We start from the raw sequence: 25,818 nt of genomic DNA on the forward strand, positions 1-25,818 counted from the left end.
TGTGTTAAGGGTGCTAAGCCGATGTTCGTGTCAGGTCAGTCCTTTTTGTTGATAGATCTGGAGATGGCGCTTGAAAACCCAATCCTCGATCTCTTCGACGCCTTTGTCGTTCAGGGAAAGCCAGCGGTCTTCAGCTTTCGGTTGTCCCCGCGGTTTGTGGGCGACAAACAGCAAGCCCACGAGAAGCTTTCCACTGCCCGCGCTTCCCGGTTCCATGAACGATTTGCGGATCTGCGCGAGTAGCCGGTACTCATTGTTGTGAGGTTGCTGCAGGTCCCGCAGAAACAAGCTGATGAAGAGCCGCTTTCCCTTCTCCATGGCCTCGGCGACTTCGTCGTCCACCGGCTGCCGAATCTCCAGCAACAGGCCGCCTGCGGAGATGTTGCGGACCCAGAACGCATTGTCCGTTTCACTGTGCAGATAATGAAGCAATGGAGGCGCATCATCATGATGGTCCAGGTTGGAAAGGGTCTCCGGCCAGATGCGGACTTCGGGAATGTCCTCGCGGGGCGGGTCCAGGCGCAGGTGTGCCCGCCGCTGCTTGCGCTCAAGGCGTTGCGGGGTTTCGAGAATGATGCACGGCCTGGATTTGTCTTGCAAAAGATCCATTATGGTGGAGGAAAAGTGGAAAAAAGACCATTTCGGCTCTTTTTGGTCCGTAGAGACCTTGAAATAACAGGATACCGGGCGCCCGATCCACGTGGATTGAGGCTGGAGGAACCCGGAAAGCTCCAGGGTGAGTCCCCGACCCGGCTCGAATTTTAACGGCGAGCAGGAAAACTGGACCCGCCTGGAATTCTCGGTTTGGAAGTTGACGTCGTATTTTGAGCGTTCCTCCACGGACTGGAAAATGATCTTGGTGACCGTTGGGAGTTCCTGCACGGCAAAAGACGTCGGTTCATGGGGTAGATAAAAGCGGCGATAAAGAAGAATGGACGCATACGCAATGACCAGAAGCATGACCAGGATCGTGGTCATGGCCAGCGGTTTTTGGGCCTGAGAAAAGCTGTACTCCCAATTCTGGAAGTAGAAGCCGGATTGCCCCAGGGGCAGGGGCAGCAAGGACATGGACGCCCTTAAAAACTGCATGGCTGGATGAGATTCTGCAACCGCTCAATGCGGTGCAGGATTTCCTGCTGGTTCTGTTGCGGAAGATTCAGAGAGTGAATGATTTTCCAATCCTCGATCAAGAAAACGATCCAACCTTGCCTCGCGTCCAGGTCCCGGGTCTGCATGATCAGGGAGCGGGCCTGCTCCATGTTTGAGTCCACCAAGGCGGTCAGGGCGGCCTTGCGGCCATAAACCGAGGCGTACAGGGGGTCCGATTCGTTGCGCAACTGATTTGCGATGGCGGAAAAGTTTCGTTGGACCAGCAATTGCCTGTAGTTTTCATCTCTGGCTGAAAAGGCCGGCGGCTGTGGTTCAAGCCAGTCTCCGGGAATGTGCAGTTCCGGACATTCCAGCCCGGTATGCACCAGTTCCCGGGCCGCATGCAGATGTTCGCCGGCGGAAATGTTCACGTACTGTTTGAGCTTCCAGGCAATCAAATCGTTCTGGGCCGCGGCGCAAAAATCGTCCTGCATGAGATAACTTTCCCGGCTGCGCTCGAACATGCTTTGAGCCTCGCACCAGCGGCCCTGCAGGAAAAGCTGGATGAACTCGTGGCGCTGGTCGTCAGCCATGCGCAGGATGTCCGGCGGCGGATACACGGAGCGCGGACCTGACGGGCCGCAGGCTGAAAGCGACATGGCCAGGATAAGCAACACAATGGTGAGCGGGGTGCGGGCAAGGATGAAATGGTGCATTGGTCGTGCTCGTGAACAAATGCTTGTGAACTCATGTTCAGGAAGGCGCTGCTGTCATGACAAGTTGTCTCCAGACGCCGTCAGGGCCAAGGATACGTCATATCCGGATCGGGCGCTTCCCTTCGCGAAAGGGGCCATGTCTCTCGAAGCCGCTGCAGCAGATCGGTTCCAAGGCGCAAGGTGTACTCGCCTTGGCGGCGCAGGCTGATCAGGTCATGGGAAACGTCTTTGACGTCCTCGGTGATTTCGGTGACGTTGCGCAGAATCGGTGTCAGATCTTCCCGGATACCCTGGAATTCCACGATTAGGGCGTTCACCTCGCGGATCACTTCGGCAATTTCCTCCTGGATCGGCGTCAAGTCGTCCACCCGGTGCGTCACGCTTTCCAGGAGCTGATTCACGTTTTGCATCGCGGCATCCGAGCGGGCCAGAATTGAATCGATATGGTCGACGGGCTGCGGATCTTCAGTCAGGTAATAGATCAGGCCATGTTCAGCGAGCAGGCGCTCCGTCATGGTTTCGACGTTGGCCAGGATTCCCCGGACAGGTCCTTCATCGTCCACAAGGTAGTCCGTCAAATCCCAGATATTGATGACGATGGCCCGCAAGGCCTCGATGACCGGTTGCATTTCCTGAATCAATTCGTTGATTCCGCCGATCTCGTCCAGAGGGATGACGGCTCCTTCCTCAAGGATCGGAGCGTCTTCGTCCCCGGGCTGCAGTTGCAGAAAACTGCTGCCGATAATTCCTTCCTGTTCAAGAATGATTCGGGAATCTTCGGTGAACCAGCGCTGGTAACGCCTCAAGACGCGGATATCGATCAGGACCCGGCCTTGGTGATCCAGCGACAGATCCGTGACCTGACCGATATTGAAGCCGTAGAGCCTGACGGGCATGCCCGGTTCGATGCGTTCTCCGGTTCGGCTGATCACCGTATAGCTGATCCGTTCGGCGAACAAATCCTTCCTGACTCCAATATAGGCAACCAGGAGAACGGCGCTTACGAGAACGACCAGCAGGAAAAAACCCACCTTGATTTCAAGGGTTCGTTGATTCAGGCTCATTGCAGTGTATTCAGGTCAATGACGCCGTACTCCAGAGAATTATAGGCATCAAGATTGTTTGACAAGATGGCGACCCAGAGAAAAACGTCAATATCCAGGTTTGCCGCTGCCCTGTCCAGAATGTCGCAATCCGACCGGCTGGCCGAGGACAAAAACACGAAAGTGGACTCATTGGCAATGCAACGCAGCAGCTGAACCTTCAAGAGTTGCGCTCGGCTCAAAAACTGCGAGCGCTGGTTCAGGCTTCCCGTCAGCTTCAACCTGTCCGCCAGGGGCTGAATTTTGGCATGGCAGTCATCCAAAGACATCTGGTTGCGGTACATGCATCCCAGGGCGATGTTTTCCAAAGCCGTGAGGTTGAGCAGCAACGGGTACTCATCTCCAAGAAGCCCGATGGGTTGTGACGACTGAATGATCATGGCCGACAAGCGGGAAAAATTGCTCTCGTCGTCGGATACCAGCAAAAGATGTTTTCTTTTCTCGGTCAGGGTGGAAATGAAAACCGGTTGTGTTTCCATGGGCGTTGGGAGCGATGTCCTGCTGCGACTTAGAATACGTTAAATATGACTTCCACGGTAATGATCAAGGTAATGATCTGGATCATGCCCTGGATCAGCCGGATGGGCACTTCCGTGAATGAACGCTCCACGCTCATTCCGCGTTGCAGTGCCACGAGACAGACCAGGCCGGTCATGATCACCGATTTGCCGAGAAGAATCGCCACGTCGCCTACCTCCACGGCTATCAAGAGACGGGTGAGATAATTGGCGAAGTTGATGTCGTGCATGAACCCCAAGGTGAAGAATCCGCCAAACAGCGCGATGACGCAAAAACACAGGCTCAGGCATGGTCCGGCGATCAGGAACGCCAGCAGACGCGGCAGGTAGACGTATTCGGCCACGGGAATGCGCAGGGAATGCAGCGTATTGATCTCCTTGTTGATTTTCATCAGGGCCACTTCAGTCAGGGTGGCGGTTCCGGAGCGCAGCACGATGATCAGCGTGCAGGTGATCGGCGCGATTTCATGGAGCATGGCCAGGATCAGATACTCGCCGATCTGCTCGTAGGCGCCAAGGCTGATCAGGATGCCGAGCAGAATGTGTACGGTGACCGAGCCGATGATCAAGGCGGTGATGAAAATGAGCGTCAACGGTTGCACGGCGGTGAAATAGACCTGCCGGATCAGAACGAAGAAAACCGCGGAATTGAGAAACGCCAACCGGAACGCGGCGGAGGCGGCCTGGACGAAGATGTGAAACATCCGGGTGTAGCTCTGGGAACGATCAATTGCCCAGCGACCCAGTGTTTGCACCAGATTCAGATTCAGGATCGATCTGTGACGGGAGTCGGTTTTGGAGTTGATAGAGAAGACGTTTTCTCCAGTTTCCGGAGATGAATGCGCAGACAGCTTACGGCAGCGGGCGTCACTCCGGAGATGCGTCCCGCCTGGCCAAGGTTCATCGGCTTGACACGATTCAATTTTTCACGAACTTCCCGAGAAAGTCCAGCCACTTGTTCGAAATCCAGACCGTCGGGCAAATGGATGCGTTCCAGGGCCAGGTCCTTGCCGGCCATTTCCTCCTGCCTGGCAAGGTAGCCGGCATACTTGACGCGGTTCTCGGCCTCCTCGGCGATTTCTTCCGCGACCAGGCCCAGTTCCGGCCAAAAAACAGCCAGATCCCGCAGTTGCAGTTCCGGGCGGCGAAGCATCTCCTCCAGAGTCAGAGCCTTGCCGGGAACGGCGGTCTGATGTGCTTCGCAAAACGCTCTGGTGGCGGAGTCGGGCCGGATGGACTTGTTGCGCAGCCCCTCCAATAGTGAACGGAGGGTTTCCTGCTTCCGGCTGAAAATGTGCCATTGATCATCCTGAACAAGACCTAGGGCGCGACCCAGGGGCGTGAGGCGCTGATCGGCATTGCCTTCACGCAGGAGCAGACGGTGTTCGGCCCGGGAGGTGAACATTCGGTAGGGTTCGCGGGTACCCTTGGTGACCAGGTCGTCCACCAGGACGGCTATGTAGGCCTGGTGGCGTCCCGGCAGGAAGGGGGCGCTATCCCGCAGGGACGCGACGATGTTCAGCGCGGCCCAGAGCCCCTGGGCCGCGGCTTCCTCGTACCCGGAAGTGCCATTGATCTGGCCGGCGAGAAAGAGACCGGGCATGACCTTGGTTTCCAGGGTCGGCAGGAGCTGTTCCGGAAAGGCGAAATCATATTCAATGGCATATCCCGGCCGAACGATCTGCGCCTGTTCCAGACCCGAAATCGTGCGCAGCATTTTAAGCTGGATCTCGAGAGGAAGGCTCGTGGGCAGGCCGTTGGGATAGACTTCGGGGTGGTTCACGCCTTCCGGCTCCACGAAGACCTGGTGGCGCTCCTTGTCTGGAAACCGGGCGATCTTGTCCTCAATGGAGGGGCAATAGCGGGCGCCCGTGCCCTGGATAATCCCGGTGTACAGAGGAGAGCGGTCCAGGCCGGAACGGATGGCGTCATGGGTCGCTGCATTGGTGTAGGTCAGGTGGCAGGGAACCTGGGGCAGACGGATGCCCGGCGAATGAAAGCTGAACGGACGGGGCGGATCGTCGCCGGGTTGAGGACTCATGACCTGGTAGTCAATGCTGTCTCGACGCAGGCGCGGAACCGTGCCGGTCTTCAGGCGACCCAGTTCCAGGCCGATGCGTTTCAGGTCCGCGGAAAGCGAGGCTGCCGGAGGATCGCCGAGCCGGCCGCCGCTGAAGTGATCCAGGCCGATATGGATCAGGCCGCGCAAAAATGTGCCCGTGGTCAGCAGGACGGCCCTGGAGGGCAGGATTTCACCGAGCCTAGTGCGCACTCCGGCAATGCGTCCGTTCATGTCCAGAATCCCGTCCACCAGTTCCTCTCGCACCCACAAGTTGGACTGGGCAAAGATGTCGCGCTGGACCACGCGCATGTACATCTCCCGGTCGATCTGCGCTCGCGTGGCCCGAACCGCCGGTCCCTTGCGGGTGTTCAGGGTCCGGAACTGAATCCCGGCCTGATCCGCCCAGACGCCCATGCAGCCGCCCAGGGCGTCGATTTCCTTGACCATGTGCCCTTTGGCCAGTCCGCCGATGGCCGGGTTGCAGGACAGGTGTCCGATGCGGTCGACATTGATGGTCAGCAGCAGGGTGGCCAGGCCCAGCCTGGCCGCGGCCATGGCCGCTTCGCAACCGGCATGACCCGCTCCGACGACAATGACGTCGAACCGTTCCGGTTCCAGAGGTTTGACTCTGGACGGGGTTCCAGTGGAAAAAAGATGGTTCATGGATTGAAAGGACCAGCGCTTGCGGTGGTCAGGGCTTTGGGTGAATCAGGATTGCGGTTGAGCTTGGAGGGCAGGGCGGGCGGCAGGTACGGTTGAAAATCGAATGCGCAACGGCAAGCTGCTGATTTGCGTCAATGCGTGGCGGCATGGGACGGGCCTGTTGCCCGTCATCTCGTGCTTATTGCTCGTCCTCCATGCACAAAACCCGAGCCATGACCCGGGCGTCGGCCAGGGTGTTCTTGATGGAGGAATGTTCGTTGGGCTGATGGGCCGTTCCCAGAAGGGTGGACCAGACAACGGTGGGAATGTCCAGGCGGCGCAGAAAGGAGGCCACGGTGCCGCCGCCGATGCCCATGGGCGTCGGATTGTTGCCGTGCACGGCACGAATGGCCGCGAGCATGCGCCGGACAATGGGACTTTCCACGGGTGTCGCCGGAGCGGCGCGGACTTCCTGGACCACGTCCCATTCCACGCGCACGCCGTGATCCTGGACGACCTCGGCGCAGATTTCATCCAGGGCGGCTTTGATTTCGTCCAGACTGTACCGCACCAGCACCCGACAATCGAGATAGAAGACGTCCAGCCCGGGAATGGTGTTGATGTTGGGGACGTTGGCTTCCTTCTTGGTGGCCTCGAAGGTGGATCCGGGGGGAACGAAGAGCGGGTCCCAGGCGCCGAACCGCGTGTACAGGGAACGCAGGCGCATGATCAGATCCGATGCGCCGACCAGGGTGTTGACGCCTTTTTGGGGCGTAGAGGCGTGGCACTGTTTGCCGTAGACGGAAAATTTGACCCAGAAGAGGCTTTTTTCGGCCACTTCCACAAGTTCACCGCTGGCCGAGCCGAAGTCCGGAATCAGGATCAGATCCCTGGGGCCGAACAAGTCACGGCGATGGTTCAGGATGTAGTCCAGCCCCTTGCTGCTGGCCGTTTCCTCATCCGCCACGAAGAGCATGCCGAAGTTGATGGGCGGCGGCTTGCCGGCGGCGCCCAGCGCTTCGGCCACCAGGAGCGAGGACACCATGCCCTGGTGGTTGTCTTCCACGCCGCGGCCATGGATCAGGTCCCCGTCAACCCGCAGTTCGTAGGGCGGAGAGGTCCATAATTCCAGGTCGCCGGGAGGCACGATGTCGGTGTGGGAAATGACCCAGAAGGTACGGGAAGCATCCCGGCCCGGAACAACGGCGGCCACGTTGGGCCGGAATCCGCAGTCCACGGCGTTGTCCGGCGCCGGGATTTCCTCAATTTGATCAATGCCCATGGAATGAAGAAGCCGAAGCAGATATTCGGCTTTCTCCTTTTCGCCCTGGCCCCCGTTGGTCGGACCCAGGGCCGGGATGGCCACGAGATCACGCTGAAGGGCGATCACCCGCTCGCGCTGTGCGAGGATATGCGCATCCAAGAAATCCAGCATGCCTGTTCCGGAACTAACGTCCGCGGGCCGCCCGCTTGGAAGCCTTCAAGGGGTTGACCTTGATCTTGCCCTGCTTGTCCACGCTGGCTTTGACATGGGTTGCAAAGTTGCAGACGCCCAGGGACCATTTGGCCGCAGGATCAGCATAGCTGGTGCAGTGACGAAGGCCGTCGTCTTCCTTGATTCGTTCGCAGCCTTCGCATTTTTCCACGACCGGCTGAAAGGCAAAGGCGTTGGCAGCGCCGTTTTTCTTTGTCTTTTCGACTTGCATGAGAAACTCCTGAAGATGAAATGGGAAAAGGAGCCTATTATGGATATCAGTGTTGTTCTGTCAAGGACTGAAAGACGATTGCCAGGACAGATTTGTTCTCCCCGCCGGCGGCGGTAATCAGCTAGAAGCTGACCGCTTCCTTCATTCGTTCAAACCGTTCCTCCAGGTCTCCCATCAGTTCCCGAACTGCCTCCAGATTACCGGCCCTGGCCGCGTCTTCCATTTTTTCGGCCAAGGTATGCATGGCTTCCGCGCCGACGTTGCCGGAAGCGCCCTTGATGGTGTGCGTCAGGAGGCGTGCGGCGGAAGGATCGGCTGCCTTCAGCGCCGCCCGAAGTTCCTGGAAGCGCTGGGGCATGTTGTCCAGAAACACTTTCAGCACATCACGGACCAGATCTTCGTCGTTCATGCACCGGGCCAGGAGGGCGGGGCGGTCAAACAAGGACTGGGCTTCGCCTGCTTCTGTTTGTTCCACGGTTGTCGCCACCCGGCTTTCAGATCCAGATTCATCGATTTCCTTGTTTCCCAACCATTTTTCCAGCACCTGGACCAAATTCTCCGGATTCACCGGCTTGGCCACATAATCGTCCATCCCGGCCTCAAAACAGCGTTCCCGGTCCTGCTGCATGGCTCCGGCGGTCATGGCGATGATCGGCAAACGCCGAGAGGTATGAGGAGAGGGGTGATGGATGAAACCTGAAACCTGAGGGGAAGGAGAAGGCTCGGAGATAAGTTCCGGGAGCTGAGGATCGGGACCCTGTTCTTTGACTTCCGACTCCTGAATTCCGACACCTGACTCCTGAATCCTGATCCTTCTCGTCGCTTCCAGCCCATCCATCTCCGGCATCATCACGTCCATGAGCACCAGGTCGTAGGGTACCGTGCGCAGAACGTGAAGAACCTCACGCCCGTTGGCCACGGCGTCGGCGCGCAGACCGAACTTCTTGAGCATGCCCAGGGCAACCTGCTGGTTTACCGGATTGTCTTCGGCGACCAGGACCCGCCCGGTGAAGCGCGGATACACGGCAAGGCGCTGGGTCTCCCGGGCCAGGTGACGGGTGATGATGGGACGGGAGGGGGAGGGCTGCAGTGTGTCGGCCAGGACCAGGGTCAGGGTGTCGTACAGCTCGGACTGGCGTATGGGCTTGTTCAGGTAGGCGGCAAATCCCAGCTCAGCGAAGAGCCGGGCATCTCCCGGCCGGCCCAGGGAAGTGAGGATGACCAGAGGAATGGCCTGGAAGCGCGGATCGTCCTTGAGCCGTCTGCCCAGGTCTCCGCCGTCCATGCCCGGCATCTGGAAGTCCACAACGGCCATTTCGAAAGGATCGCCACGTTCATGGGCTTCGGCCGCGGCCAGCAAGGCCTCCTCTCCGCCGGCAACTCCCAGGGGCCGCATGTTCCAGGCGCTAAACTGCTTCTGGAGGATTTCCAGATTGGTATGATTGTCGTCCACCACCAGGACATGCAGGCCCGCCAGACTCATGGCTGCCTTCGGAGCAGGGCTGTCCATGGTTTCCTGCAGGGCGAAGCGGGCCGTGAACCAGAATAGCGAGCCCTGGCCCGGAGTGCTGTGCACGCCCATCTCGCCGTTCATCATTTCCGTCAGCTGCCTGGAAATGGCCAAACCCAGGCCGGTGCCCCCGAACTTGCGGGTCACGGATGCGTCAACCTGGGAGAACTTGTCGAAAAGCAGGCCGATTTTGTCTTCGGGGATGCCGATCCCCGTGTCCCGGATGGTGAAGCGGAGAATGATTTCGGGTATGCGGGGGTGTGGGGATGCTGGAATGCTGGGATGTTGAGATGCTGGAATGCTGGGATGCTGGGATGCTGGGATGTTGGAATGTTGAGATGCTGGAATGCTGGGATTCTGGGATGTTGAGATGCTGGGATGCTGGGATGCTGGAATGTTGAGATGCTGGGATGCTGGAATGTTGAGATGCTGGGATTCTGGGATGTTGAGATGCTGGGATGCTGGGATGCTGGGATGCTGGCTTGCCGGAGTGCGGGAATGCGCAGCATGTTCAGAAGAGTGCGCTCCAGGGTTGATCGACTTTGGCGCACCAGACTGTTCAACAGGATTAGCAGGATTGTGCGGACTGTCCGCAATTCCAGCATTCCAGCATTCCAGCATCCCAGCATTCCCTTTCTCCTGATCAATCCCAGCATTCCAGCATTCCAGCATCCCAGCATTTCCTTTTTCAACCCGTTGCACTCTGACCTCAATTTCTCCGCTTTCAGTGAACTTCACGGCATTTCCGATCAGGTTGCCCAAGATTTGACGCAGCCGGCTGGGGTCGCCGCGGAGAAGCGTCGGAACGTCCAGGTCAACGGTGGAGATGAATTCAAGGCCTTTCTCGTGAGCACGCAGAGCCATGTTGGCGGCAACGTCGTCCACCAGGTTTTGCAGGTCGAAATCGAGTATTTCCATGCTCATTCGGCCAGCCTCGATCTTGGAGAAATCCAGAATGTCGTTGATCAGATTCAGCAAGGCCTCGCCGCTGGACTGGATGGTTTCGGCATAGCGGCGCTGCTCCTGGGTCAGATCCGTGTCCAGGAGCAGACCGGTCATGCCGATCACGCCGTTCATGGGGGTGCGGATTTCATGGCTCATGTTGGCCAGGAACTCGCTCTTGGCCCGACTCGCGGCCTCGGCCTTTTCCCGGGCCTGGATCAACTCTGCTTCAGCCAGCTTCATCCCGGTGATGTCCGAGATCATGGCGAAGGATCCCGTGCACTCCCCCTGCACATCGAAAACCGGCGTCGCTGAGATCCTGGTCCAGATTGTCCTGCCGTCCTTGTGGACATGGCGGCGCTCGTACTCCGCGCTGGAACCGATCCTGCGCAGATTGAACTGATGATGGAAATCCTTCCATTCATCAGGATGGATGGTCTCTATGACCGGCCTTCCAAGCAGCTCATCCGGACTGTAGCCGAGCATTTCCGAGAGCTTTTTGTTCACAAAGGTGATTTTTCCCTCGGCATCCAGCAGGCGTATGCCCTCGTTGGCCGTCTCCACGATCATCCGGTACCTTTTTTCACTGGCGTGGAGCGCGTCCTCGGAACGTTTACGGTTCACGGCGATGGCGAACAGGTGCGCCATGGAGGACAGTATTTTCAGGTCGTTTTCAGTGTAATCCCGCTGGGAGTTGGCCAGCGCGACCTGACCGTAAAGCCGGCCTTCATAGATGGCCGGCACGGAGATGAAGCGTCTTACGGGAATATGGCCCTGAGGCAATCCGGTGGACGCGGGATGGGAGGAAGGGTCATTGCTGAAGAACGGAGTCATGGTGTTCAGCGCGTGGCCCCATAAACACGGGTATCCATGCTTCTCCCTTGGAAACACGATGCGCTTGTCCCTGATTTGACAGTCGGCCTCATTCATCATGCTTGTCAGGGTGTGGCTGACCATGTCCCTGGTTTTCTCGTCGATGGAGGCAACGATGCCGTGTTCGCTGCCGGTCAAACGCAGGGCATGCTGCTGGACCTCCATGGCGATGTCGGCCACGGAAGTGCCCGGAAGCGTCAGGTACTTGGCGATTTCGGCCAAAGCCAGGTTCACGGCGGATTCCTGCCGACCGTACTCCTCGGCCATTTTTCTTTCGGTAATGTTGCGAACATTGGCGACGATGGTCTGTCCGTCTTCATGGAGATCCAGGGATGCAACGAACCATTGCACTCCCTTCTGGACCGGCAGAGAATACTCGTAGCGAAGGTTGTTTCCGGTTTGTCGAACCTGTTCCGCGCAAGATCGGTACAGCGTCGCGATATAGGGCGGCATCACCTCAGAGATGGTTTTACCGAGAAAATTCGCGGGAGATGTCAGGACATCCCGGGAGCGGCCATAAAAGCCGACAAGACGATCCTCTCTGTCAACGATGAAGATCATGTCGCTCATGGACGAAACAATGGTCTTGTAACGCGCCTCGCTGGCCCGCAGTACGTCTTCGGTCTGCCTGATGCGCAGGATGGACTCGGTCTGGGCGAGCAGCTCCTCCTTGTCCACGGGCTTGAGCAGATATCCGTCAGCCCCGGCCTTGAGCCCGGCAACACGATCCTCCGGGCGTGTTTTTTTGCCGGAGAGAAAAAGGATGCGGATATTCGCGGTGCCCGGGTCGGCCTTGATGGCCTTGCAGAGGTCCAGACCGGTAATGTCCGGCAGCTCGATATCGAGGACAGCAAGGTCCGGGCGTTCACGGCGGATGATCTCCAGACCCTGGTTCCCGGTGGCGCACGGGAACACGCGATATCCGGCTGAAGCGAGGATTTTTTTGTGCACCAGAAGAAAGGCCGGATCGTCATCCACAAGCAGAATGCTTCGCTGTTGGCGGCTTGGGCCGCCATCGCCGCCTTTTTTTGAAAGCGAAGTAATCATGTGTTTTTCATATCCAGCTCCAGCCCCACCGGGCAATGATCCGAACCCATGACTTCGGGTTCGATCCAGGCTCGGCGGACAGCGGGAACAAGCTCCTGGGAGACGAAGAAATAGTCGATGCGCCAGCCCGCATTGCGGCCCCGGGCGCCGAAGCGGTAGGTCCACCAGGTGTATTGTCCCGGCTGGTCGTTGAACATTCGGAATGTATCCACATATCCGGACTCGACGAACCTATCCATCCACGCCCGCTCGATGGGCAGGAATCCGGAGGTGCCGGCATTGGCCTGGGGGTTCTTCAGGTCGATTTCCTTGTGCGCCGTGTTGAAATCGCCGCAAACCACAATGGGTTTGGTCCGGCGCAGATTCTCGGCGTGGGTCAGGAAGGCGTCGTAGAATCCCAGCTTGTAGTCCAGTCGGACCTGGCTCATCTGACCGTTGGGAAAGTAGACGTTGAAGTAGTAGAAATCGGGGAATTCGAGTTGAATGATTCGGCCCTCATCCTGAAACGCCTCGACAGGCAGATCAAAAGCAACGCTGACAGGCCGAATTCTGGAATAGCAGGCCACTCCGGAATATCCCTTCCTGAGCCGGCAGCAATTCCAGTAGTCATGATAATCCGGAGCCTTGTGATTCTCTTCGGCCAGCTGGTCCGGCTGGATCTTGACTTCCTGCAGTCCGACCACGTCGGCGTCCACTTGCCGGAACCATTCCCAGTATCCCTTGTTAACCACGGCACGGAAGCCGTTGACGTTCCATGAGTAGAGGATCATGGGGATCAGGAGCGGGACTGGCCGACGTTGAGCAGCTGGGCCTGAAGACCCTGGTCCGTGAGCCGGATCAGGGCATATCCGCCCCCGGACAGGGGACCGGGGTTGATCACCGTGGTTTTGCCAAGCCTGGTTTCGGCCCGGGACTCGTGAATGTGCCCGGTCAGGCAGACTTCGGGCCGAATCCTTTCGATGAAGGTCCGGACCGCGTGGCTGCCCACTGAAATCGTACCGTTGACCTTGTCCGCCGCGGTGTCGAAGGGTGGCGTGTGCGCCACAAGCAGCAGGTGGGGCAGGTCTTTGACCGGGGCATGGGCCTGTTCCAGCCACTGGGCCAATTGCTCGTCGGACACCTCCGCCGGGGTGCCGAAGGGAGTGGGGGTGGAATATCCCACGCCCATCAAGCCGACGCCGTCCCCAAGGTCCAGCCCCCGGGCATGGATGTTCATGCCCTGGGTTTCCAGCACGTGCTCCACCTCGGGATAGTCCATGTTGCCGATTTGGGCGTAGACTTTTGGGTTGATCTCCAGGATCTGATCCAGAATCCGGTGCGCCGCTTCGGAGCGGCCCCGGTTGGTCAGGTCGCCGCTGACTATGACTCCCGCGGCGTCAGCCAGTTCCGGGATCAGGCGGATGTTGTCGAGTTGTTCATGGATATCGCCGAATCCGATCCAAAAAGGACAAGTTTTCATGGTCTTCTCCATGGGGCTGATGATCGTCAGGTGATTCCGGAGCGGCAGCCAGGATTGGATCAGCTTTTTTGCTGGGATTTGCCCCGCTCGCGTACGCCGCTTTCCCAGTCCGCCAAGGGGATGGCTTCCTCGATGAGCATGATTGGGATTTCGTCTTTAATGGGATAGACCGCCTGGCATGGGTTGCAGATCAGTCCGTCTTCGGCAGGGGTGAGGACAAGTTCGGATTTGCATTTGGGGCAGGCAAGGATTTGGAGCAATTCCTTGTTCAGGGCCATAATTGAACTCCTTGAGATGCATGCTGACTCGGTTTCGATGGTTATGAGGCGCCGTGGCTGCGCAAGGCGATGTAGCGGTCCGCGTCGGCCTGGCTGTAGCAGCAGGCGATGACGCGGCCCAGTGATGCCTCGTACTCATCCATGACTTTCAGGGCAAGAGCCGCGGCGGCATCCTTTGGATAACCATAGACGCCGGTGCTGATGGAAGGAAAGGCAATGGAGCGCAGCTTGTGCTCCATTGCCAGGCGGAAGCTGCTTGCATAGCACGAGGCCAGCAGTTCCTCTTCCCGGTTTTGGCCGCCGCGCCAGATCGGGCCGACGGTATGGATCACGTAGCGGGCCGGCAGACGAAAGGCGGGAGTGATTCGGGCTTCCCCAGTCGGGCAGCCGCCGATGGCCCGGCAGGCTTCCAGCAGTTCCGGCCCGGCGGCCCTGTGGATGGCCCCGTCCACGCCGCCACCGCCCAGCAGGGAATTATTGGCGGCATTGACAATGGCGTCCACGTCCAGAGTGGTGATATCGGCTCGGATGATCTCGATCATGGCATGGCTCCAGTGCGGCTCCGGGGGCAAGGCTTTACGGATTCAAGTAGCTACCGCAACAGCGACACTTCCATTTCCGTCGTCTGACAAGTTTTTTTTTACCACGGGGCACACGGGGAACACAGGGAAAAGAGTTTTGGTTTAACGGAATATGTACCCGTGGTCCCCGTGGTTAAACCATCAGCGGTATCAATTGGTGCATCAAAATGTCGTAACTGCTCAAAAAGGTTGGGCGATGATCTTTCCTGTGCAAGGATTCCCATCGGCGTGGAGTGTCGTGACCCAGCTACTGGGACCATGCTCCAGTCGGAACTTTGTCCTGAGTTTCTCACACCGCTGCCGCACTGGGGTGCGGCGCTCCCAGGATTCAACCCGTTGATTGCCACAAGTTTATGAGCAGTTACAAAATGTCGTTGTATTGCTCCGAATTTCAGGAAAGCATGCGCAGGGCCAGCACCAGAACATCGGGCTCGGCCACGATGTGGGCCTTGGGGCAAACTTCCAGCACAGCCTTGTGCAGATCCTTGTTCCGGGTCACGAATACAGCCTCGGTCTCACGGCATTTTTCCATAGTCACCCGGAGCATGGGCAGGTCGGAAAAGGTGTCGCCGCAGACCAGATGCGGCCCTTCTGTCATGTTCAGGCCCAGGGCCTGGTCCAGGTAGTCGACGCCGTCGCCCTTGTCGAAATCCTTGCGTTGTTCGCCGGAGCCGATGGTCAGAATGATCTCGATGTCCAGGCCGGTGTCCTCGATGCGCAGCAAGCGGTCGTCCGGATCGTGATCCTTGACCAGGGCTTTGATGGTTTCCAGAAACTCCCGGGATTCATCGTCGGGAACGGACTTGGAGATGTCCTGGCGGGCCACGGTAAGCTGCCCGAATTTGACCTGCAGTCCGGAGCCGATCAATTCGAATTTGCGGTATTCGGATTTTTTGAGCAGGGCTTCCAACTGTCCGTGCAGATTACGGAGCAGTTCCGACTGCTCTTCAGGCGCTGGGAAACTGGCGTAGTCATTATTCAGATCAATGTATTCCCGCCCTTTGGACGCGGCCATGACGTATGTCCTGGGGGGCATCACGCTGACATCCGTCAGTCCGGGACCGGACAGGGGACCGGAAGTGACGATAATGGGATACTGGGTGCGGTTGCGGGCGAAACAGGTCAGAAAGACAGCATTGTAGGCGGACTGAATGGACGATCGATATCGGCCGCAATAGTTGTTCACCGTGCCGTCGCGGTCCGTGATGAAACAGCGCACCGGCGGAGCGGAAAGCCTCTTGGCAAGGCCTCCGCCGAAAAGCCCGAGACTCAACTTCTTGGCCAGTTCCTCTGCCTGGCGCAGCAGGCCCGGCGTTTGCCCTTCAAGAATGAATTTCAAGGCCGCCTCGCCCAGCTCGAGATAGCCGATATCCCGCGCCAGTTCTGAGATCTCGTAATCCAGATCCACAACGACTTCCTGATCATCCATTGCGGCGTCCATACGCAGACGACGCTCGAAGGGCTTTTCCGCCCCTGAACCGGGGATGTTCTTCAAACACTCCAGGGCGATGCGCAAGGAAGCGATGTCTTTTTCCGCAGCCTCTTTTTCGGCCAGAACGTCCTGAACCGCCTTGCGGCGAACATGCGCCGTCTGATCCATCAGATCGTAAAAGTCCTGCAGGGTACGAATGGGACGTTCCTCGATGGATATTCTCATGAAACCTCCTCGGTCGAATGAATTTTCAGTTTTGGCCTAAAGAAATTTGCGAAACTGTCGATTAGGATAAGAAACAGGTCTTGATAAGGTAACTATGAAGCAAGGAGGCGCAAATGGAAATGCCGGCAGTGAGCTCAGTGGTCATGGAAACCCAAAAGGTTCAACAAACCGAAGCCAGCCTCAGGGAGGGCAATTCCCAGGCCGATGCAATGAAGAATATTCGCAAGGCCAGACTGCAACGTCAAGTTTTGCAAGACCCGGGTATTCTTTCCAAACTTGTGGCCATGGAAACAACCCCGGTCTACAATGCCAAGGGCGATGTGGTGCAAGCCGTTTCCGGGGCGAGTCTTGAGTCTTGACGGGCACCCGCGCGGCTCCTGAGGGTCACTTCGGCCCCGGAGTCGCGCGGGACGCTCGATGCGTCCCCGTCTCAACACTCCTCTTCAGAATCGTAACGATTCAGCGCATCACAATTCTCCAGCACTGGATTCCGGCGTTCGCCGGAATGACGAATTTGAGCAAGCCTTTTCCTCTTTAGTCATACCGGCGCAGGCCGGTATCCAGATCTTTTCTCTGGTACTGCTGAATAGTGACTCAGAATCTTTCTTTAAATCGGCGGCCCCTGGTGAATCATCTCGGCCAGGGTCATCCGCACCCGGGCAGGCTTTTTAGGCATGCTCCGGACAAAATCCACCTCCAATTCCACCAGGCGACGGTAAAGATCTGATCGGTCCAATTTCGGTCGATCCGGCTGCGTTGCGTCCAGTTCCTGAGCCCGGAAACATCCGGAGAATTCCTTTGTGATCCCATTGGGCAGGGTGAAGACGTTCGGAACGCCGTGCAGCCGGCAGATCATCAGCCGGTGTGCGTACAGAATGCAGCGGCCGTTTTCATTGAGTGGACACATTACGTCCGGTACGCGCTGTTCGGCCAACATTCGTCGGGATTGATTCACGTACTCTTCAGCTCGCGAGCGGATTATCCGCAACTGTTCCTTCGGCAAAGCCGCCAGTCCCAGCCAAAGATAGGCCCACTCCACATGGGTGTGGTGCTGAAAATAACTTGTGCAGCAGTTATCCGGACAATCGGCGCAGGTCAGGCCGATTTGCTTGGCAATATCGGCGTATTGGTCCTCCATGTCCGCATAGAGTCTCGGCAGGCGACGGAGTGGATCCTCTGACATGAAATCTCCCTTTATGATTGATTGCGACATTTTTGTATCTGTAAACGTTTTTGCACAACAATAATGGCGAAAGGATATGTTCGCTCATGTAACAACTTGATTTTCTTGCGGTGCAGGGCTGGCATGTATTTTGGTTTTGTCATGGGTTCCTGGAGCATTGCCGGAACAGGCGGAATGTGAACACATGACGCTCCTTGGCAATGTTCGGGAAAACGCGCGTAACCGGACGGCCTTCTCTTGAAAACCAGTTGAAAACTATGGCGAGACCATCCACCGCAACCAGTATCCCATGGGGAGTGATCATGCAGAAGGAAACCCTGGAAAAAGTCTTTGAATACGCTTCGATGCCACTGCACGGTACGTTGTCCCGCAAGCTGCGCAAGGGACTGAAAATTCAGATCAACGAAGGGCGGATCTACGAAGGAGTCGTCCTGTTTCTGGGTACGGAGTTCATCCGGATTACGGAAAAAGAGGGCGCGATGACCCTCAACAGCTACTATTCCTGGGGGGACGTACAGTCGATCCGCACCTACAGCCCGGAGGCCGAGTAGGGGTAGTCCGCCTCTCCGGTCCAGGCCTTTTGGCCGGAATCAAGTCGACATGAACGAAGAGCCGTCCGCTTGCGCGCGTTGAATACATGAACATTTCATGGCGGATCATGAAAGTGCCGAGTAGTCGTTATCCCCTGGACTGTTCAAATCCCGGCAACGACATTCTCCTTTCCACATACTGCAAAAGCAGGGTGGCCAGGGTGACCAGCAACAGATAGTACAGTCCAAGGGCGACGAAAACCTCGATGTTCCGCCAGGTCTGCTTGGCAATGGTCCGGCCGATGCCGGTGAGTTCGTTGAGAGTGATGATGGAGGCCAGCGAAGAATACTTGATGAGATAGATGATCTCGTTGCCGCATCCGGGCAAGGCGCGGCGAAGGGCCTGCGGCAGGACGACCCAGATTACGAGCTGCGTCTTGGTCATGCCCAGGGCCTGCGCGGCCTTGATCTGGCCGTGGCGGATGGAAAGCAGGGCGCCGCGGATATATTCGGAGTGATAAGCCCCGCTGCAGAGGGTGAAGCCCAGGATCGCGGCGGACATGGGGGAAAGCACGATGCGCATGTCCCCGATCTGAAGATGCGGCAGGGCGAAGTACCAGAAGAACAATTGCACCACCAGCGGCGTTCCCCGAAAAATCGACACGTAGGCCTCGTTGAGCAGTCGCACGGGGGTCGGGGCGTAGACCCGCAGTGAGCCGACCAACACGCCCAAAGCCAGCCCCAGCAGCGCCGAGGGGACGATCACGGAGACGCTGACCCAGAGACCCTGATTCAGGGCCGGAGCCACATCGTTCAGGAAAAAATGCCAGTAATCGCTCATCACGCGCCCTGGTTGCTGCTTTGACAGGTGCAGCTTCTTTCCGTTGCGGCCAAATCACCGGAAAGTTCATTGATCTTGGCGCAGAAGTCCTTGGTTCGGGATGTGGCGTCGGATGCCAGCAGATGTTTCGGGCTGCCGCGTTCCACAATGCGCCCCTTTTCCATGAACAGGAATTCATGCGCCATGGTCGCGGAGAACGCGATCTGATGGGTGGCCATGATCATGGTCATTCCGGCGGAAGCCAGGAAGCGGATCACGGCCAGGACCTCGCCGATGAGTTCCGGATCCAGCGCGCTGGTCGGCTCGTCCAGGAGAAGCACCTTGGGGTCCATGGCCAGGGCGCGAGCCATGGATACGCGCTGCTTCTGTCCCCCGGAAAGCTGGGCCGGATAGAGGTCCGCCTTGTCCGCAAGGCCGACCCGGGCCAGTTCCTCCATGGCCCGGTGGTTGGCCTGGGCCTTGGACATGCCCTTGACCTTGACCAGGGCGATCCGCACGTTTTCCAAGGCGTTCAGGTGGTCGAAGAGGTTGAAGTCCTGGAATATCATGCCGACCTGCTGGCGAAACGCGCAAAGGTCGCGTCGTCCTGCGGCCTTGAATTCCCTGCCTTCGAGCCAGATGCGACCCTGATCCGGAGTGTTCAGAAAGTTCAGGCACTGCAGGAGGGTGCTCTTGCCCGATCCGGACGGGCCGATCAGGATTTTTACCTCGCCCCGGTTCACCGTGAGGGAAACGTCGTCCAGGACGAGCTGATCGCCAAAAGTCTTGCGGATGTTTTCCACGCGCAGAATAGGTTGATTTTCGGACATTATATCGATCCTTGGCGGGCATATCCCGGAATGCGCACCTTGTTTTCCAGCACTTTCAAGGCCCGCACCCCCAGAAGGGTGAGCAGATAGAACAGGACGCCCGCAACCAGGGCGAAGGGCAGGGGCTCATGGGTCAGGGCGGCCACGGATCGCGTCCGGGACATGATTTCCATGACGCCGATGGCAAAGGCCAGCGCCGAATCCTTGAGCAGGATGGAGTATTCATTGGACCAGCCGGGGATGGACAGCCGCAGTGCCTGGGGAAGAATGACGGAGCGGATGGCCTGGGCGTCGGTCATGCCCAGGGCCCGGGCCGCCTTGAGTTGGCCGGCGTGCAACCCCTGGATGGCGCCGCGAAAAATTTGCGATTGATAGGCCGCGCTGGTCAGGCTGAGGACGAGCAGGGCGGACAGGAAGGCACTGTCCAGGTGGAGATTCGCCAGCATGGGGATCTGGCTGAGATAGGACATAATGCCGAAATAAAACAGGTAGAGCTGGACCAGGATGGGAATCCCGCGAAACAGCCAGACATAGACGCCGACAAGACGCCGGACCAGCTTGCCGCCGTAAACGTGACCGACGGCCAGGGGAACGCCCAGGCACAGTCCAAGCAGCATGGCTCCGAAGACAAGGCTCAACGTCCAGGTGATCCCGCCGAGGATGAAGGGCAAGGATTCCCAGATCACGGGAAAATGTTTGGATAATTCCATGGGACCGAGACTTCAGGGATTACGTTCAGTAATTTTAGGGAAGTACGTTGAGTTGCGTTTCGGGTTGCCGGAGAAGGGTACCATGGGACGGGCCGGGACTTCCATGAAAGCCCCGGCCATTTCGGGAATGACATAAAAAAGCGTCCGGAACTGATTGGTACGCTTTCAGACCTGTCTATTCAAGATCCCATTTTTTCTTCAATTCACTCCAGTACGGGTCGGCCATGAGTTTTTTCAGGCCTTCGTTCAAGGTGTTCAGCAGTTCAGTGTCGGTCTTGCGTACGGCATAGCCATAATAATCGGGTTCCACGTCGAAGGTGCCGGCGACCTTGAAAGGCCGACCCTTCATGACTTCACGGGCAATGGAGCTGTCCATGGCCGAACCATGAATCCGCCCCAGAGGCAGATCCTGCATGGAAAGATCCGTGGAATCATAGGCGACGATTTCAAAGTTCTTCCCTGATTCCTTCTGCATGTCGATGAGCAAGGTATGGGTGTTGGTGCCGCGCTGGACGCCGATTTTTTTGCCGGTGGTGAACATGTCGTCAAAGGAGGTTTCTTCACCTTCGCGGACCACCAGGACTTGGGTGACCTGATAATAAGGAATGGTGAAGTTGACGACCTTCTTGCGATCTTCCGTGATGCTCATGCCCGATGCGATGAAATCAATCTTGTTGGCGTTCAGGGCCGGAATGATGCCATCCCAATCCATGGGCTGGTGGCGGACGGAAAAACCCATTTGCTCGGCAATCCAGTTCACGGAATCCACGTCAAATCCAGCCGGGTTGCCCTGTGTGTCCACGAATCCGAAGGGCGGAAAGCCAAAGTCGATGCCGTTGGTCAGCGTTTTTTGCGCCCAGGCTGGCCCGGCAAGGACCATGCACAGGATCAGTGCCGCCAAAACTCCGAAACGTTTTCCCTTGCCCATAAATCATTTCTCCTTGAAAGGGTGTGTTGTGTGGCCCGTGCCCAGGCCCGCACCTCCATGGTGCGTGATGCACGGGATAAATTGAAATGGAAAATGGCGCATAGCAAAGAGAGACTGTCCAGGCAAGATAAACATTCGCTGAGCGGGAATTGCCGGCCTTGAGAGTATTCGTTGTCAATGGGAAAGCCTTGATGTACGTTCGTACTTTTGCTGGATGTCCGTCACGGACAAACTGGTGCAAACTGCGATACAGCAGAAGGATATATTTCATGAACGATATAAAAATGACCGAACCGGTCAGACAGGCCGTATCCTGGATCGACACGGAACATCGGCATTCGTCCAAACCCATGACCACGCTCCTGGATGAAGCGGCAATGCGGTTTAATTTGGGGCCCCAGGACTGGCAATTCCTTCGGCGTTTGTTCATCGACAACGAATCCCTGGAGAGCGATTCGAATTGAAGCTTTCCAATCTCCTGCCCACCCAATGGACACTGCTCCAGCGCCGCGTTTTTCTGGAGATCTGCTTTCTCTTTGGATTGACGTGGTCAGCCCTGATTTCCCTGCTTCTTGTCGGAAGGCTGCTGCAGTTGCGGGAACTTTTCCTGCATCAGCAGGTCTCCACTCTGGACATCATCCAGTTGTTTGTTTTTTTGAGTCCGTTCTTCCTGTTCATGCTCATCCCGGTGGCCTGCCTGTTGAGCATCTTTCTTGTTTTCCTGCGGATGAGCAACGACCGGGAGCTGATAGCCCTCAAAGCCGGCGGCGTGAGCCTGTACCAGATCCTGCCCGCACCGGTTATCTTTTCCTCGATTGCGTTCATTTTGGCCTTGGTCATCAGTTTGGGAGGGATTTCCTGGGGATTCGACAATTTTCGGAAACTCGCACTTGACCTGGCCCATTCAAAAACCCAGATGGTGCTGCAGCCCGGTATTTTTCATAAAGATTTCCCCGGGTTGACCATCTTCGCCAGGAACGTGGACAGCAACCAGCAGTTGCATCAGGTTTTTGTCGAAGACCAGACCAGACCGGACATTACCGCGGTGATCGTCGCGCCCGTGGGCTATGTGGTCACCGAACCCCAGGAAGGGCGCATTCTTTTCGCCTTGGAAAACGGCCGGATCTATCGCTTGCAACGCGACGCGATCACTGAGCTGAGCTTTCAGACATATCTGGTCCGTCTGGACCTGGATCAGCTTCTCATGGGCATTTCCCAGCGCGAACCCCGTCCCAAGGAAATGTCCTGGAACGAATTGCGGCGGTGGTCGACAATGCCGAATCTGGCGGAGATCAGGGGCGAGGAGTTCGCCAACCGGGTGGCGGTGGAAATCCAGAAGCGGTGGGTTGTTCCCGTCGCATGCCTCATTCTGGGCCTGCTGGCCATTCCGTTGGCCCAGGCCTTTGAGGGGTTGAAGCGCCAGTATGCCTTGATCCTGATGATGGGCGTCTTCTTTATTTTTTACGGAATGTTTTCCCTGGGCATCGTGATTGGCGAACTCGGAATAGTGCCGGCGTATCTGCCGCTTTGGGGGCAGATGATCCTTTTCGGGACCATGGCCGGCCTCGGGATCTGGTTCGCGGCCCGGGAGCGCGGGCTGCGAATCGGGGAATGGATCGCCCACCTGCAGTTCAAGTTTTTGAAAAAGAGCCACTGATTTTTTTGAATGTCGACCAAACCCATCAATCTTCCCCTGCCCGTGACGTCGTCTCTGGCTGAGTATCTGCGGCGGCTGTTGCGGTATCGTTTGAACACGCTGCAGCGGTATCTGCTGGTGCAGAACCTGTTTCTGTCCGGGCTGTGTCTGGGCGTCGGCTCCTGCATCTACCTCCTTCAGGATCTCGTGGACAACCTGGATGTATTTGTCCAGGCCGGGGTCGGAATGGGAGTGATGGCGACCTTCTTTCTGGCCAAACTGCCGTTGATCCTGTCCCAGATTTTGCCGGCGGCCTATCTTGTTTCACTCATCGTCCAGATCGGCCTTCTGGTGCGTCACAGGGAATTGCTGGCCCTTCAGTCAGGCGGGGTTTCCTACGGAGCCTTGGTCCGGTTCTATGCCGTTTACGGTCTGGTCTGGTGTATCTTGCAACTGTTTCTGTCCCAGGGGTTGGGAGTGGCCGGCCAAAGGACCATGGACCGGATCTGGCTGGAGCAGGTTCAGAAACAGGCCGTGGGAGTGGTGGAATTGCGGGATATCTGGTTTTTGAACGGTCCCTACGTTGTCAATGTGGACAGCGCATATCCGGATCAGGGGCTGGGAAGGGGTATCACGGTTTATGTCTACGGCGAGGGAAATACGTTGAAGCGCATCATTTCCGCTGAAAACTTCCAGGTCCAGGGCAGGCAGTGGGAACTGCAAACCGTTCGGATCTACGAAACCATATCCTTTGAAGTCTACCAGGAGCCGTCGCTCTTTCTGGACATCAATCAGGATCTGGATGCCTTCAGTATCTTGCAGACCCGTTTTGAAGCCTCGTCGCTTTCCCTTTTCGAACTGGGGCGGATCATCTCCTACCTGGAAGGAACCGGCTCCAACGTCGAGCGGTTGCGGACGGTCTGGCACATGAAGTGGGCCTATGCCTTTTCCCTGCTGGTAATGACCTTTATCGGGCTGGCTTTGTACACCCTGTTCGACAGCGTGTACCTGAACATCGCGCTGGGGCTGGGTATAGTTTTCCTGTACTATGTCCTTTTTGTCCTTGGTGTGTCGCTGGGAGAGAGAGGCTTCATGTCTCCTTTTTTCGGAGCCTGGCTGGGGAACTTTTTCTTTGGTCTAGTGGCCGGTGCAACGCTGATCTGGCACTTTTTGCCCGATGATTATTCCGCCTTCCGTAAAACATAGTTCTCGTCCTCCTGGTCGATCTTTTCTCTGCCAATGAAAATGCAATCCGAGATCGCCTCCTTTATCCGGAAATTCTGGACGTATATTTCTCGGTCACGGTTGAGTCCCTGGTTTGGCATCAGTCTGCTTGCAGGCATCCTGTTGAGCGTTCCGCTTTATCATGGCGATTTGAATGCGGTGGCCTGGGCCGTGGAGTTAGCTCGGGATTCTTCCTGGATAACCTGGTGGACGGATGTCGCCTATCGATCCTTGTTCCAGGGGAGGGCGCCGGGTGCCCAGGATCTGACGTATCTAACCGTTATTATTGCTTTAATAATATATGTTCTTTCGCTGACGTCTCGTTTTAATCAAGGCTGGGCCCATATCAGGCTCTGGGCCGGCTATTATCTTTGCTGCATGCTCTGTTTCCTGATCGTCAACCGGGGGCTGAAGGCGTTTTTCGCGCGGGTTCGGCCCATGGATGTGCTTCATGGGGAGCACATTTTCTCGCCCATGTGGCTGCTTGGTCATTACAACCTGTCGGAAGCACTGAGCAAAGGCAGCTTTACCTCCGGCCATACCACCACGGCGATGTTCTTGCTGCCCGCCTTTTTCATATTGCTGCATTCAGCATATCGTTCCCTTGCCTGGCCGGTTTTCGTCCTGGCTTTCGCATGGGGCGCGAGCCTCGGAGCAGGCAGGGTTTTCAGCGGTTCCCACTATCCGGGGGACATTTTGTGGGCCATGATCGTCTGCCTGTGGATCTGTGCTTTTTTCTCCACCTGTCTTTTCTCACTTCATCGGCGCAATGGATCCCCAGCCTCTCCCTGGTTATGGGAATTGCGGGTCATGATTTGCGTCTCCCTGTTCTTGCTGGGTCTGTTCATTGTTTTGATCGCCATAAATCAGATGATCTTTTACGGGGCGTGGCTTTGGGTAGCGGCGGCCGTTCCTGCGGCGTGCTTCGCCTGGGCATGTTTCGAGAAAGCCTCTTCACTGGCGAGGCGCTGATTCCGGCTCTTCACTCCCGGTATTCCCGCAATCTTTCTTCACGACTTGTCCATAGCCGCCGGAACTGGTCCGGGCCTGCCATAATCATGATCTCTCGGCTGTCTGACTGAACCGGATCGTCCCTACGATCATACCCAATGTATTCTGACAGTTCATTGTTCATGTGCGCGGCGACATGCAGCGGCAAAAGACTTCACGGTCAGACAGTCGATCCAACCAAAACAGGGTAAACCAGCCCAAGTATCTCAGGTGATTGGCGGAGAACCAAAATTGCCTGGTGAATAAATCAAGAACCTCTTGACACGCTTGGCATCAGGATATACGCTGTGCGTAAAAATAATGTAAGTGTTTCTTATCGATAGATTTTTTGAAAAATCATGCAGTTTGCAACTGCTCAGCAAATTTTCATAATGCAAGGAGTTCATTTAGGTATTTACGTTTTTTTATTGCGAGAGGCTGCCAAGTTCAGCCTTTCCTTCTGGCTGAACCGGAATCAGTTTATCCGTTATAAACTCCTCGTAACTATTCAAGCTGTGTTCCGGATTGTCTCGATTTTTCGGCATCGCAACTCCTTCGTCGACTTCGTAACATCAAACCATTGCTCGCATAATCCTCATCCGGCGCTTCGGGCGTTCGACAATGGTTCGATGAACGAATCCCGGCTCAGACAGAGAGGCGGTGCCGAAAATCGAACCAATCCGGAACACTTTAGTCCTACCCCTGATAGTGCTGAATAGTTACAATTCCTCAAATCCCGGATAGGCCGCCAAACACAGGCCCTGGCTGGGCAAGCAGGCAAGAT

At 57.0% G+C, this 25,818-nt stretch carries 26 protein-coding genes; 7 read left to right on the forward strand and 19 right to left on the reverse strand.

The genetic code is table 11. From position 1 onward, the window contains the following. Positions 1 to 30: 30 nt before the first annotated feature. From ACYQ15_RS20675 to ACYQ15_RS20740, 14 genes are all read right to left on the reverse strand, one after another. Positions 31 to 1,068, reverse strand: coding sequence for a PilZ domain-containing protein (locus ACYQ15_RS20675; protein WP_459939360.1), 1,038 nt, complete (start codon positions 1,066 to 1,068; stop codon positions 31 to 33). Positions 1,069 to 1,076: 8 nt separating this feature from the next. Continuing rightward, positions 1,077 to 1,805 (reverse strand): hypothetical protein, encoded by a 729-nt coding sequence (locus ACYQ15_RS20680; RefSeq protein ID WP_459939361.1) that lies wholly within the window; start codon positions 1,803 to 1,805, stop codon positions 1,077 to 1,079. Positions 1,806 to 1,885: 80 nt separating this feature from the next. After that, positions 1,886 to 2,869, reverse strand: a complete 984-nt coding sequence (locus ACYQ15_RS20685) for an MlaD family protein (protein ID WP_459939362.1) — start codon at positions 2,867 to 2,869, stop codon at positions 1,886 to 1,888. Continuing rightward, a complete protein-coding gene (locus ACYQ15_RS20690) occupies positions 2,866 to 3,387 on the reverse strand; it encodes a P-loop NTPase family protein (protein WP_459939363.1) in 522 nt (173 codons plus the stop codon). Before ACYQ15_RS20690 ends, ACYQ15_RS20685 begins: the two co-directional genes overlap by 4 nt. Positions 3,388 to 3,416: 29 nt before the next feature. Next, the gene (locus ACYQ15_RS20695; RefSeq protein WP_459939364.1) at positions 3,417 to 4,181 is read right to left on the reverse strand and encodes an MlaE family ABC transporter permease; all 765 of its coding nucleotides are present in this window, start codon (positions 4,179 to 4,181) and stop codon (positions 3,417 to 3,419) included. Between the two features lie 11 nt (positions 4,182 to 4,192). Then, the gene (gene mnmG / locus ACYQ15_RS20700) at positions 4,193 to 6,151 is read right to left on the reverse strand and encodes a tRNA uridine-5-carboxymethylaminomethyl(34) synthesis enzyme MnmG (RefSeq protein ID WP_459939365.1); all 1,959 of its coding nucleotides are present in this window, start codon (positions 6,149 to 6,151) and stop codon (positions 4,193 to 4,195) included. A 178-nt stretch (positions 6,152 to 6,329) separates the two neighbouring features. Next, on the reverse strand, positions 6,330 to 7,565 hold the full coding sequence (locus ACYQ15_RS20705; RefSeq protein WP_459939366.1) for a M20 family metallo-hydrolase: 1,236 nt from the start codon (positions 7,563 to 7,565) through the stop codon (positions 6,330 to 6,332). Between the two features lie 13 nt (positions 7,566 to 7,578). Then, positions 7,579 to 7,836, reverse strand: a complete 258-nt coding sequence (locus ACYQ15_RS20710; RefSeq protein WP_459939367.1) for a PxxKW family cysteine-rich protein — start codon at positions 7,834 to 7,836, stop codon at positions 7,579 to 7,581. A 121-nt stretch (positions 7,837 to 7,957) separates the two neighbouring features. Beyond that, positions 7,958 to 12,208, reverse strand: coding sequence for a response regulator (locus ACYQ15_RS20715; protein WP_459939368.1), 4,251 nt, complete (start codon positions 12,206 to 12,208; stop codon positions 7,958 to 7,960). Then, on the reverse strand, positions 12,205 to 12,978 hold the full coding sequence (locus ACYQ15_RS20720; protein ID WP_459939369.1) for an exodeoxyribonuclease III: 774 nt from the start codon (positions 12,976 to 12,978) through the stop codon (positions 12,205 to 12,207). Before ACYQ15_RS20720 ends, ACYQ15_RS20715 begins: the two co-directional genes overlap by 4 nt. Before the next feature lie 5 nt (positions 12,979 to 12,983). Beyond that, complete coding sequence (locus ACYQ15_RS20725; RefSeq protein ID WP_459939370.1) at positions 12,984 to 13,667, reverse strand: metallophosphoesterase family protein; 684 nt, start codon at positions 13,665 to 13,667, stop codon at positions 12,984 to 12,986. 59 nt (positions 13,668 to 13,726) lie between these two features. After that, a complete protein-coding gene (locus ACYQ15_RS20730) occupies positions 13,727 to 13,945 on the reverse strand; it encodes a Trm112 family protein (RefSeq protein WP_459939371.1) in 219 nt (72 codons plus the stop codon). A 41-nt stretch (positions 13,946 to 13,986) separates the two neighbouring features. Continuing rightward, on the reverse strand, positions 13,987 to 14,487 hold the full coding sequence (locus ACYQ15_RS20735; RefSeq protein WP_459939372.1) for an O-acetyl-ADP-ribose deacetylase: 501 nt from the start codon (positions 14,485 to 14,487) through the stop codon (positions 13,987 to 13,989). Between the two features lie 430 nt (positions 14,488 to 14,917). Beyond that, positions 14,918 to 16,183 (reverse strand): hypothetical protein, encoded by a 1,266-nt coding sequence (locus ACYQ15_RS20740; protein WP_459939373.1) that lies wholly within the window; start codon positions 16,181 to 16,183, stop codon positions 14,918 to 14,920. Positions 16,184 to 16,296: 113 nt separating this feature from the next. Between ACYQ15_RS20740 and ACYQ15_RS20745 the strand changes: the two genes are divergently transcribed. Beyond that, complete coding sequence (locus ACYQ15_RS20745) at positions 16,297 to 16,542, forward strand: hypothetical protein (protein ID WP_459939374.1); 246 nt, start codon at positions 16,297 to 16,299, stop codon at positions 16,540 to 16,542. Positions 16,543 to 16,790: 248 nt separating this feature from the next. Here the strand turns inward: ACYQ15_RS20745 and ACYQ15_RS20750 are convergent, their stop codons facing one another. Next, complete coding sequence (locus tag ACYQ15_RS20750; protein WP_459939375.1) at positions 16,791 to 17,366, reverse strand: hypothetical protein; 576 nt, start codon at positions 17,364 to 17,366, stop codon at positions 16,791 to 16,793. Positions 17,367 to 17,668: 302 nt separating this feature from the next. Between ACYQ15_RS20750 and ACYQ15_RS20755 the strand changes: the two genes are divergently transcribed. After that, entirely contained in the window at positions 17,669 to 17,917 is a 249-nt protein-coding gene (locus ACYQ15_RS20755; RefSeq protein WP_459939376.1) for a hypothetical protein, read from the forward strand. A gap of 127 nt (positions 17,918 to 18,044) precedes the next feature. On the opposite strand, the gene ACYQ15_RS20760 is transcribed toward ACYQ15_RS20755, so the two are convergent. The 4 genes from ACYQ15_RS20760 to ACYQ15_RS20775 form a co-directional block, all read right to left on the reverse strand. Beyond that, the gene (locus tag ACYQ15_RS20760) at positions 18,045 to 18,737 is read right to left on the reverse strand and encodes an amino acid ABC transporter permease (RefSeq protein ID WP_459939377.1); all 693 of its coding nucleotides are present in this window, start codon (positions 18,735 to 18,737) and stop codon (positions 18,045 to 18,047) included. Then, the gene (locus ACYQ15_RS20765; protein WP_459939378.1) at positions 18,737 to 19,546 is read right to left on the reverse strand and encodes an amino acid ABC transporter ATP-binding protein; all 810 of its coding nucleotides are present in this window, start codon (positions 19,544 to 19,546) and stop codon (positions 18,737 to 18,739) included. Before ACYQ15_RS20765 ends, ACYQ15_RS20760 begins: the two co-directional genes overlap by 1 nt. Next, complete coding sequence (locus ACYQ15_RS20770; protein WP_459939379.1) at positions 19,546 to 20,256, reverse strand: amino acid ABC transporter permease; 711 nt, start codon at positions 20,254 to 20,256, stop codon at positions 19,546 to 19,548. Before ACYQ15_RS20770 ends, ACYQ15_RS20765 begins: the two co-directional genes overlap by 1 nt. A 175-nt stretch (positions 20,257 to 20,431) precedes the next feature. Beyond that, a complete protein-coding gene (locus ACYQ15_RS20775) occupies positions 20,432 to 21,184 on the reverse strand; it encodes an ABC transporter substrate-binding protein (RefSeq protein ID WP_459939380.1) in 753 nt (250 codons plus the stop codon). 269 nt (positions 21,185 to 21,453) lie between these two features. On the opposite strand from ACYQ15_RS20775, the gene ACYQ15_RS20780 reads away from it, so the two are divergent. The 5 genes from ACYQ15_RS20780 (at position 21,454) to ACYQ15_RS20800 (ending at position 25,753) form a co-directional block, all read left to right on the forward strand. Beyond that, complete coding sequence (locus tag ACYQ15_RS20780; protein WP_459939381.1) at positions 21,454 to 21,648, forward strand: hypothetical protein; 195 nt, start codon at positions 21,454 to 21,456, stop codon at positions 21,646 to 21,648. Continuing rightward, on the forward strand, positions 21,645 to 22,841 hold the full coding sequence (locus tag ACYQ15_RS20785; RefSeq protein ID WP_459939382.1) for an LptF/LptG family permease: 1,197 nt from the start codon (positions 21,645 to 21,647) through the stop codon (positions 22,839 to 22,841). The genes ACYQ15_RS20780 and ACYQ15_RS20785 overlap by 4 nt, the downstream gene beginning before the upstream one ends. Positions 22,842 to 22,850: 9 nt before the next feature. Further along, the gene (locus tag ACYQ15_RS20790; protein WP_459939383.1) at positions 22,851 to 24,026 is read left to right on the forward strand and encodes an LptF/LptG family permease; all 1,176 of its coding nucleotides are present in this window, start codon (positions 22,851 to 22,853) and stop codon (positions 24,024 to 24,026) included. Between the two features lie 141 nt (positions 24,027 to 24,167). Further along, the gene (locus tag ACYQ15_RS20795; RefSeq protein ID WP_459939384.1) at positions 24,168 to 25,016 is read left to right on the forward strand and encodes a phosphatase PAP2 family protein; all 849 of its coding nucleotides are present in this window, start codon (positions 24,168 to 24,170) and stop codon (positions 25,014 to 25,016) included. A gap of 377 nt (positions 25,017 to 25,393) precedes the next feature. Further along, positions 25,394 to 25,753, forward strand: a complete 360-nt coding sequence (locus tag ACYQ15_RS20800; protein WP_459939385.1) for a hypothetical protein — start codon at positions 25,394 to 25,396, stop codon at positions 25,751 to 25,753. The last annotated feature ends 65 nt before the right edge of the window (positions 25,754 to 25,818 follow it).

It is taken from the genome of Desulfonatronum parangueonense (assembly GCF_054656975.1).

Bases quoted from the DNA above. Each gene is read 5' to 3' on its own strand.
- ACYQ15_RS20725 (WP_459939370.1), bottom strand. From the start codon at position 13,667: ATGAAAACTTGTCCTTTTTGGATCGGATTCGGCGATATCCATGAACAA.
- ACYQ15_RS20735 (WP_459939372.1), bottom strand. From the start codon at position 14,487: ATGATCGAGATCATCCGAGCCGATATCACCACTCTGGACGTGGACGCC.
- ACYQ15_RS20770 (WP_459939379.1), bottom strand. From the start codon at position 20,256: ATGGAATTATCCAAACATTTTCCCGTGATCTGGGAATCCTTGCCCTTC.
- ACYQ15_RS20760 (WP_459939377.1), bottom strand. From the start codon at position 18,737: ATGAGCGATTACTGGCATTTTTTCCTGAACGATGTGGCTCCGGCCCTG.
- ACYQ15_RS20755 (WP_459939376.1), top strand. From the start codon at position 17,669: ATGCAGAAGGAAACCCTGGAAAAAGTCTTTGAATACGCTTCGATGCCA.
- ACYQ15_RS20765 (WP_459939378.1), bottom strand. From the start codon at position 19,546: ATGTCCGAAAATCAACCTATTCTGCGCGTGGAAAACATCCGCAAGACT.
- ACYQ15_RS20710 (WP_459939367.1), bottom strand. From the start codon at position 7,836: ATGCAAGTCGAAAAGACAAAGAAAAACGGCGCTGCCAACGCCTTTGCC.
- ACYQ15_RS20750 (WP_459939375.1), bottom strand. From the start codon at position 17,366: ATGTCAGAGGATCCACTCCGTCGCCTGCCGAGACTCTATGCGGACATG.
- ACYQ15_RS20775 (WP_459939380.1), bottom strand. From the start codon at position 21,184: ATGGGCAAGGGAAAACGTTTCGGAGTTTTGGCGGCACTGATCCTGTGC.
- ACYQ15_RS20730 (WP_459939371.1), bottom strand. From the start codon at position 13,945: ATGGCCCTGAACAAGGAATTGCTCCAAATCCTTGCCTGCCCCAAATGC.
- mnmG (WP_459939365.1), bottom strand. From the start codon at position 6,151: ATGAACCATCTTTTTTCCACTGGAACCCCGTCCAGAGTCAAACCTCTG.
- ACYQ15_RS20685 (WP_459939362.1), bottom strand. From the start codon at position 2,869: ATGAGCCTGAATCAACGAACCCTTGAAATCAAGGTGGGTTTTTTCCTG.
- ACYQ15_RS20745 (WP_459939374.1), top strand. From the start codon at position 16,297: ATGGAAATGCCGGCAGTGAGCTCAGTGGTCATGGAAACCCAAAAGGTT.
- ACYQ15_RS20680 (WP_459939361.1), bottom strand. From the start codon at position 1,805: ATGCACCATTTCATCCTTGCCCGCACCCCGCTCACCATTGTGTTGCTT.
- ACYQ15_RS20675 (WP_459939360.1), bottom strand. From the start codon at position 1,068: ATGTCCTTGCTGCCCCTGCCCCTGGGGCAATCCGGCTTCTACTTCCAG.
- ACYQ15_RS20690 (WP_459939363.1), bottom strand. From the start codon at position 3,387: ATGGAAACACAACCGGTTTTCATTTCCACCCTGACCGAGAAAAGAAAA.
- ACYQ15_RS20780 (WP_459939381.1), top strand. From the start codon at position 21,454: ATGAACGATATAAAAATGACCGAACCGGTCAGACAGGCCGTATCCTGG.
- ACYQ15_RS20715 (WP_459939368.1), bottom strand. From the start codon at position 12,208: ATGATTACTTCGCTTTCAAAAAAAGGCGGCGATGGCGGCCCAAGCCGC.
- ACYQ15_RS20720 (WP_459939369.1), bottom strand. From the start codon at position 12,978: ATGATCCTCTACTCATGGAACGTCAACGGCTTCCGTGCCGTGGTTAAC.
- ACYQ15_RS20705 (WP_459939366.1), bottom strand. From the start codon at position 7,565: ATGCTGGATTTCTTGGATGCGCATATCCTCGCACAGCGCGAGCGGGTG.
- ACYQ15_RS20800 (WP_459939385.1), top strand. From the start codon at position 25,394: ATGCAGTTTGCAACTGCTCAGCAAATTTTCATAATGCAAGGAGTTCAT.
- ACYQ15_RS20740 (WP_459939373.1), bottom strand. From the start codon at position 16,183: ATGAGAATATCCATCGAGGAACGTCCCATTCGTACCCTGCAGGACTTT.
- ACYQ15_RS20790 (WP_459939383.1), top strand. From the start codon at position 22,851: ATGTCGACCAAACCCATCAATCTTCCCCTGCCCGTGACGTCGTCTCTG.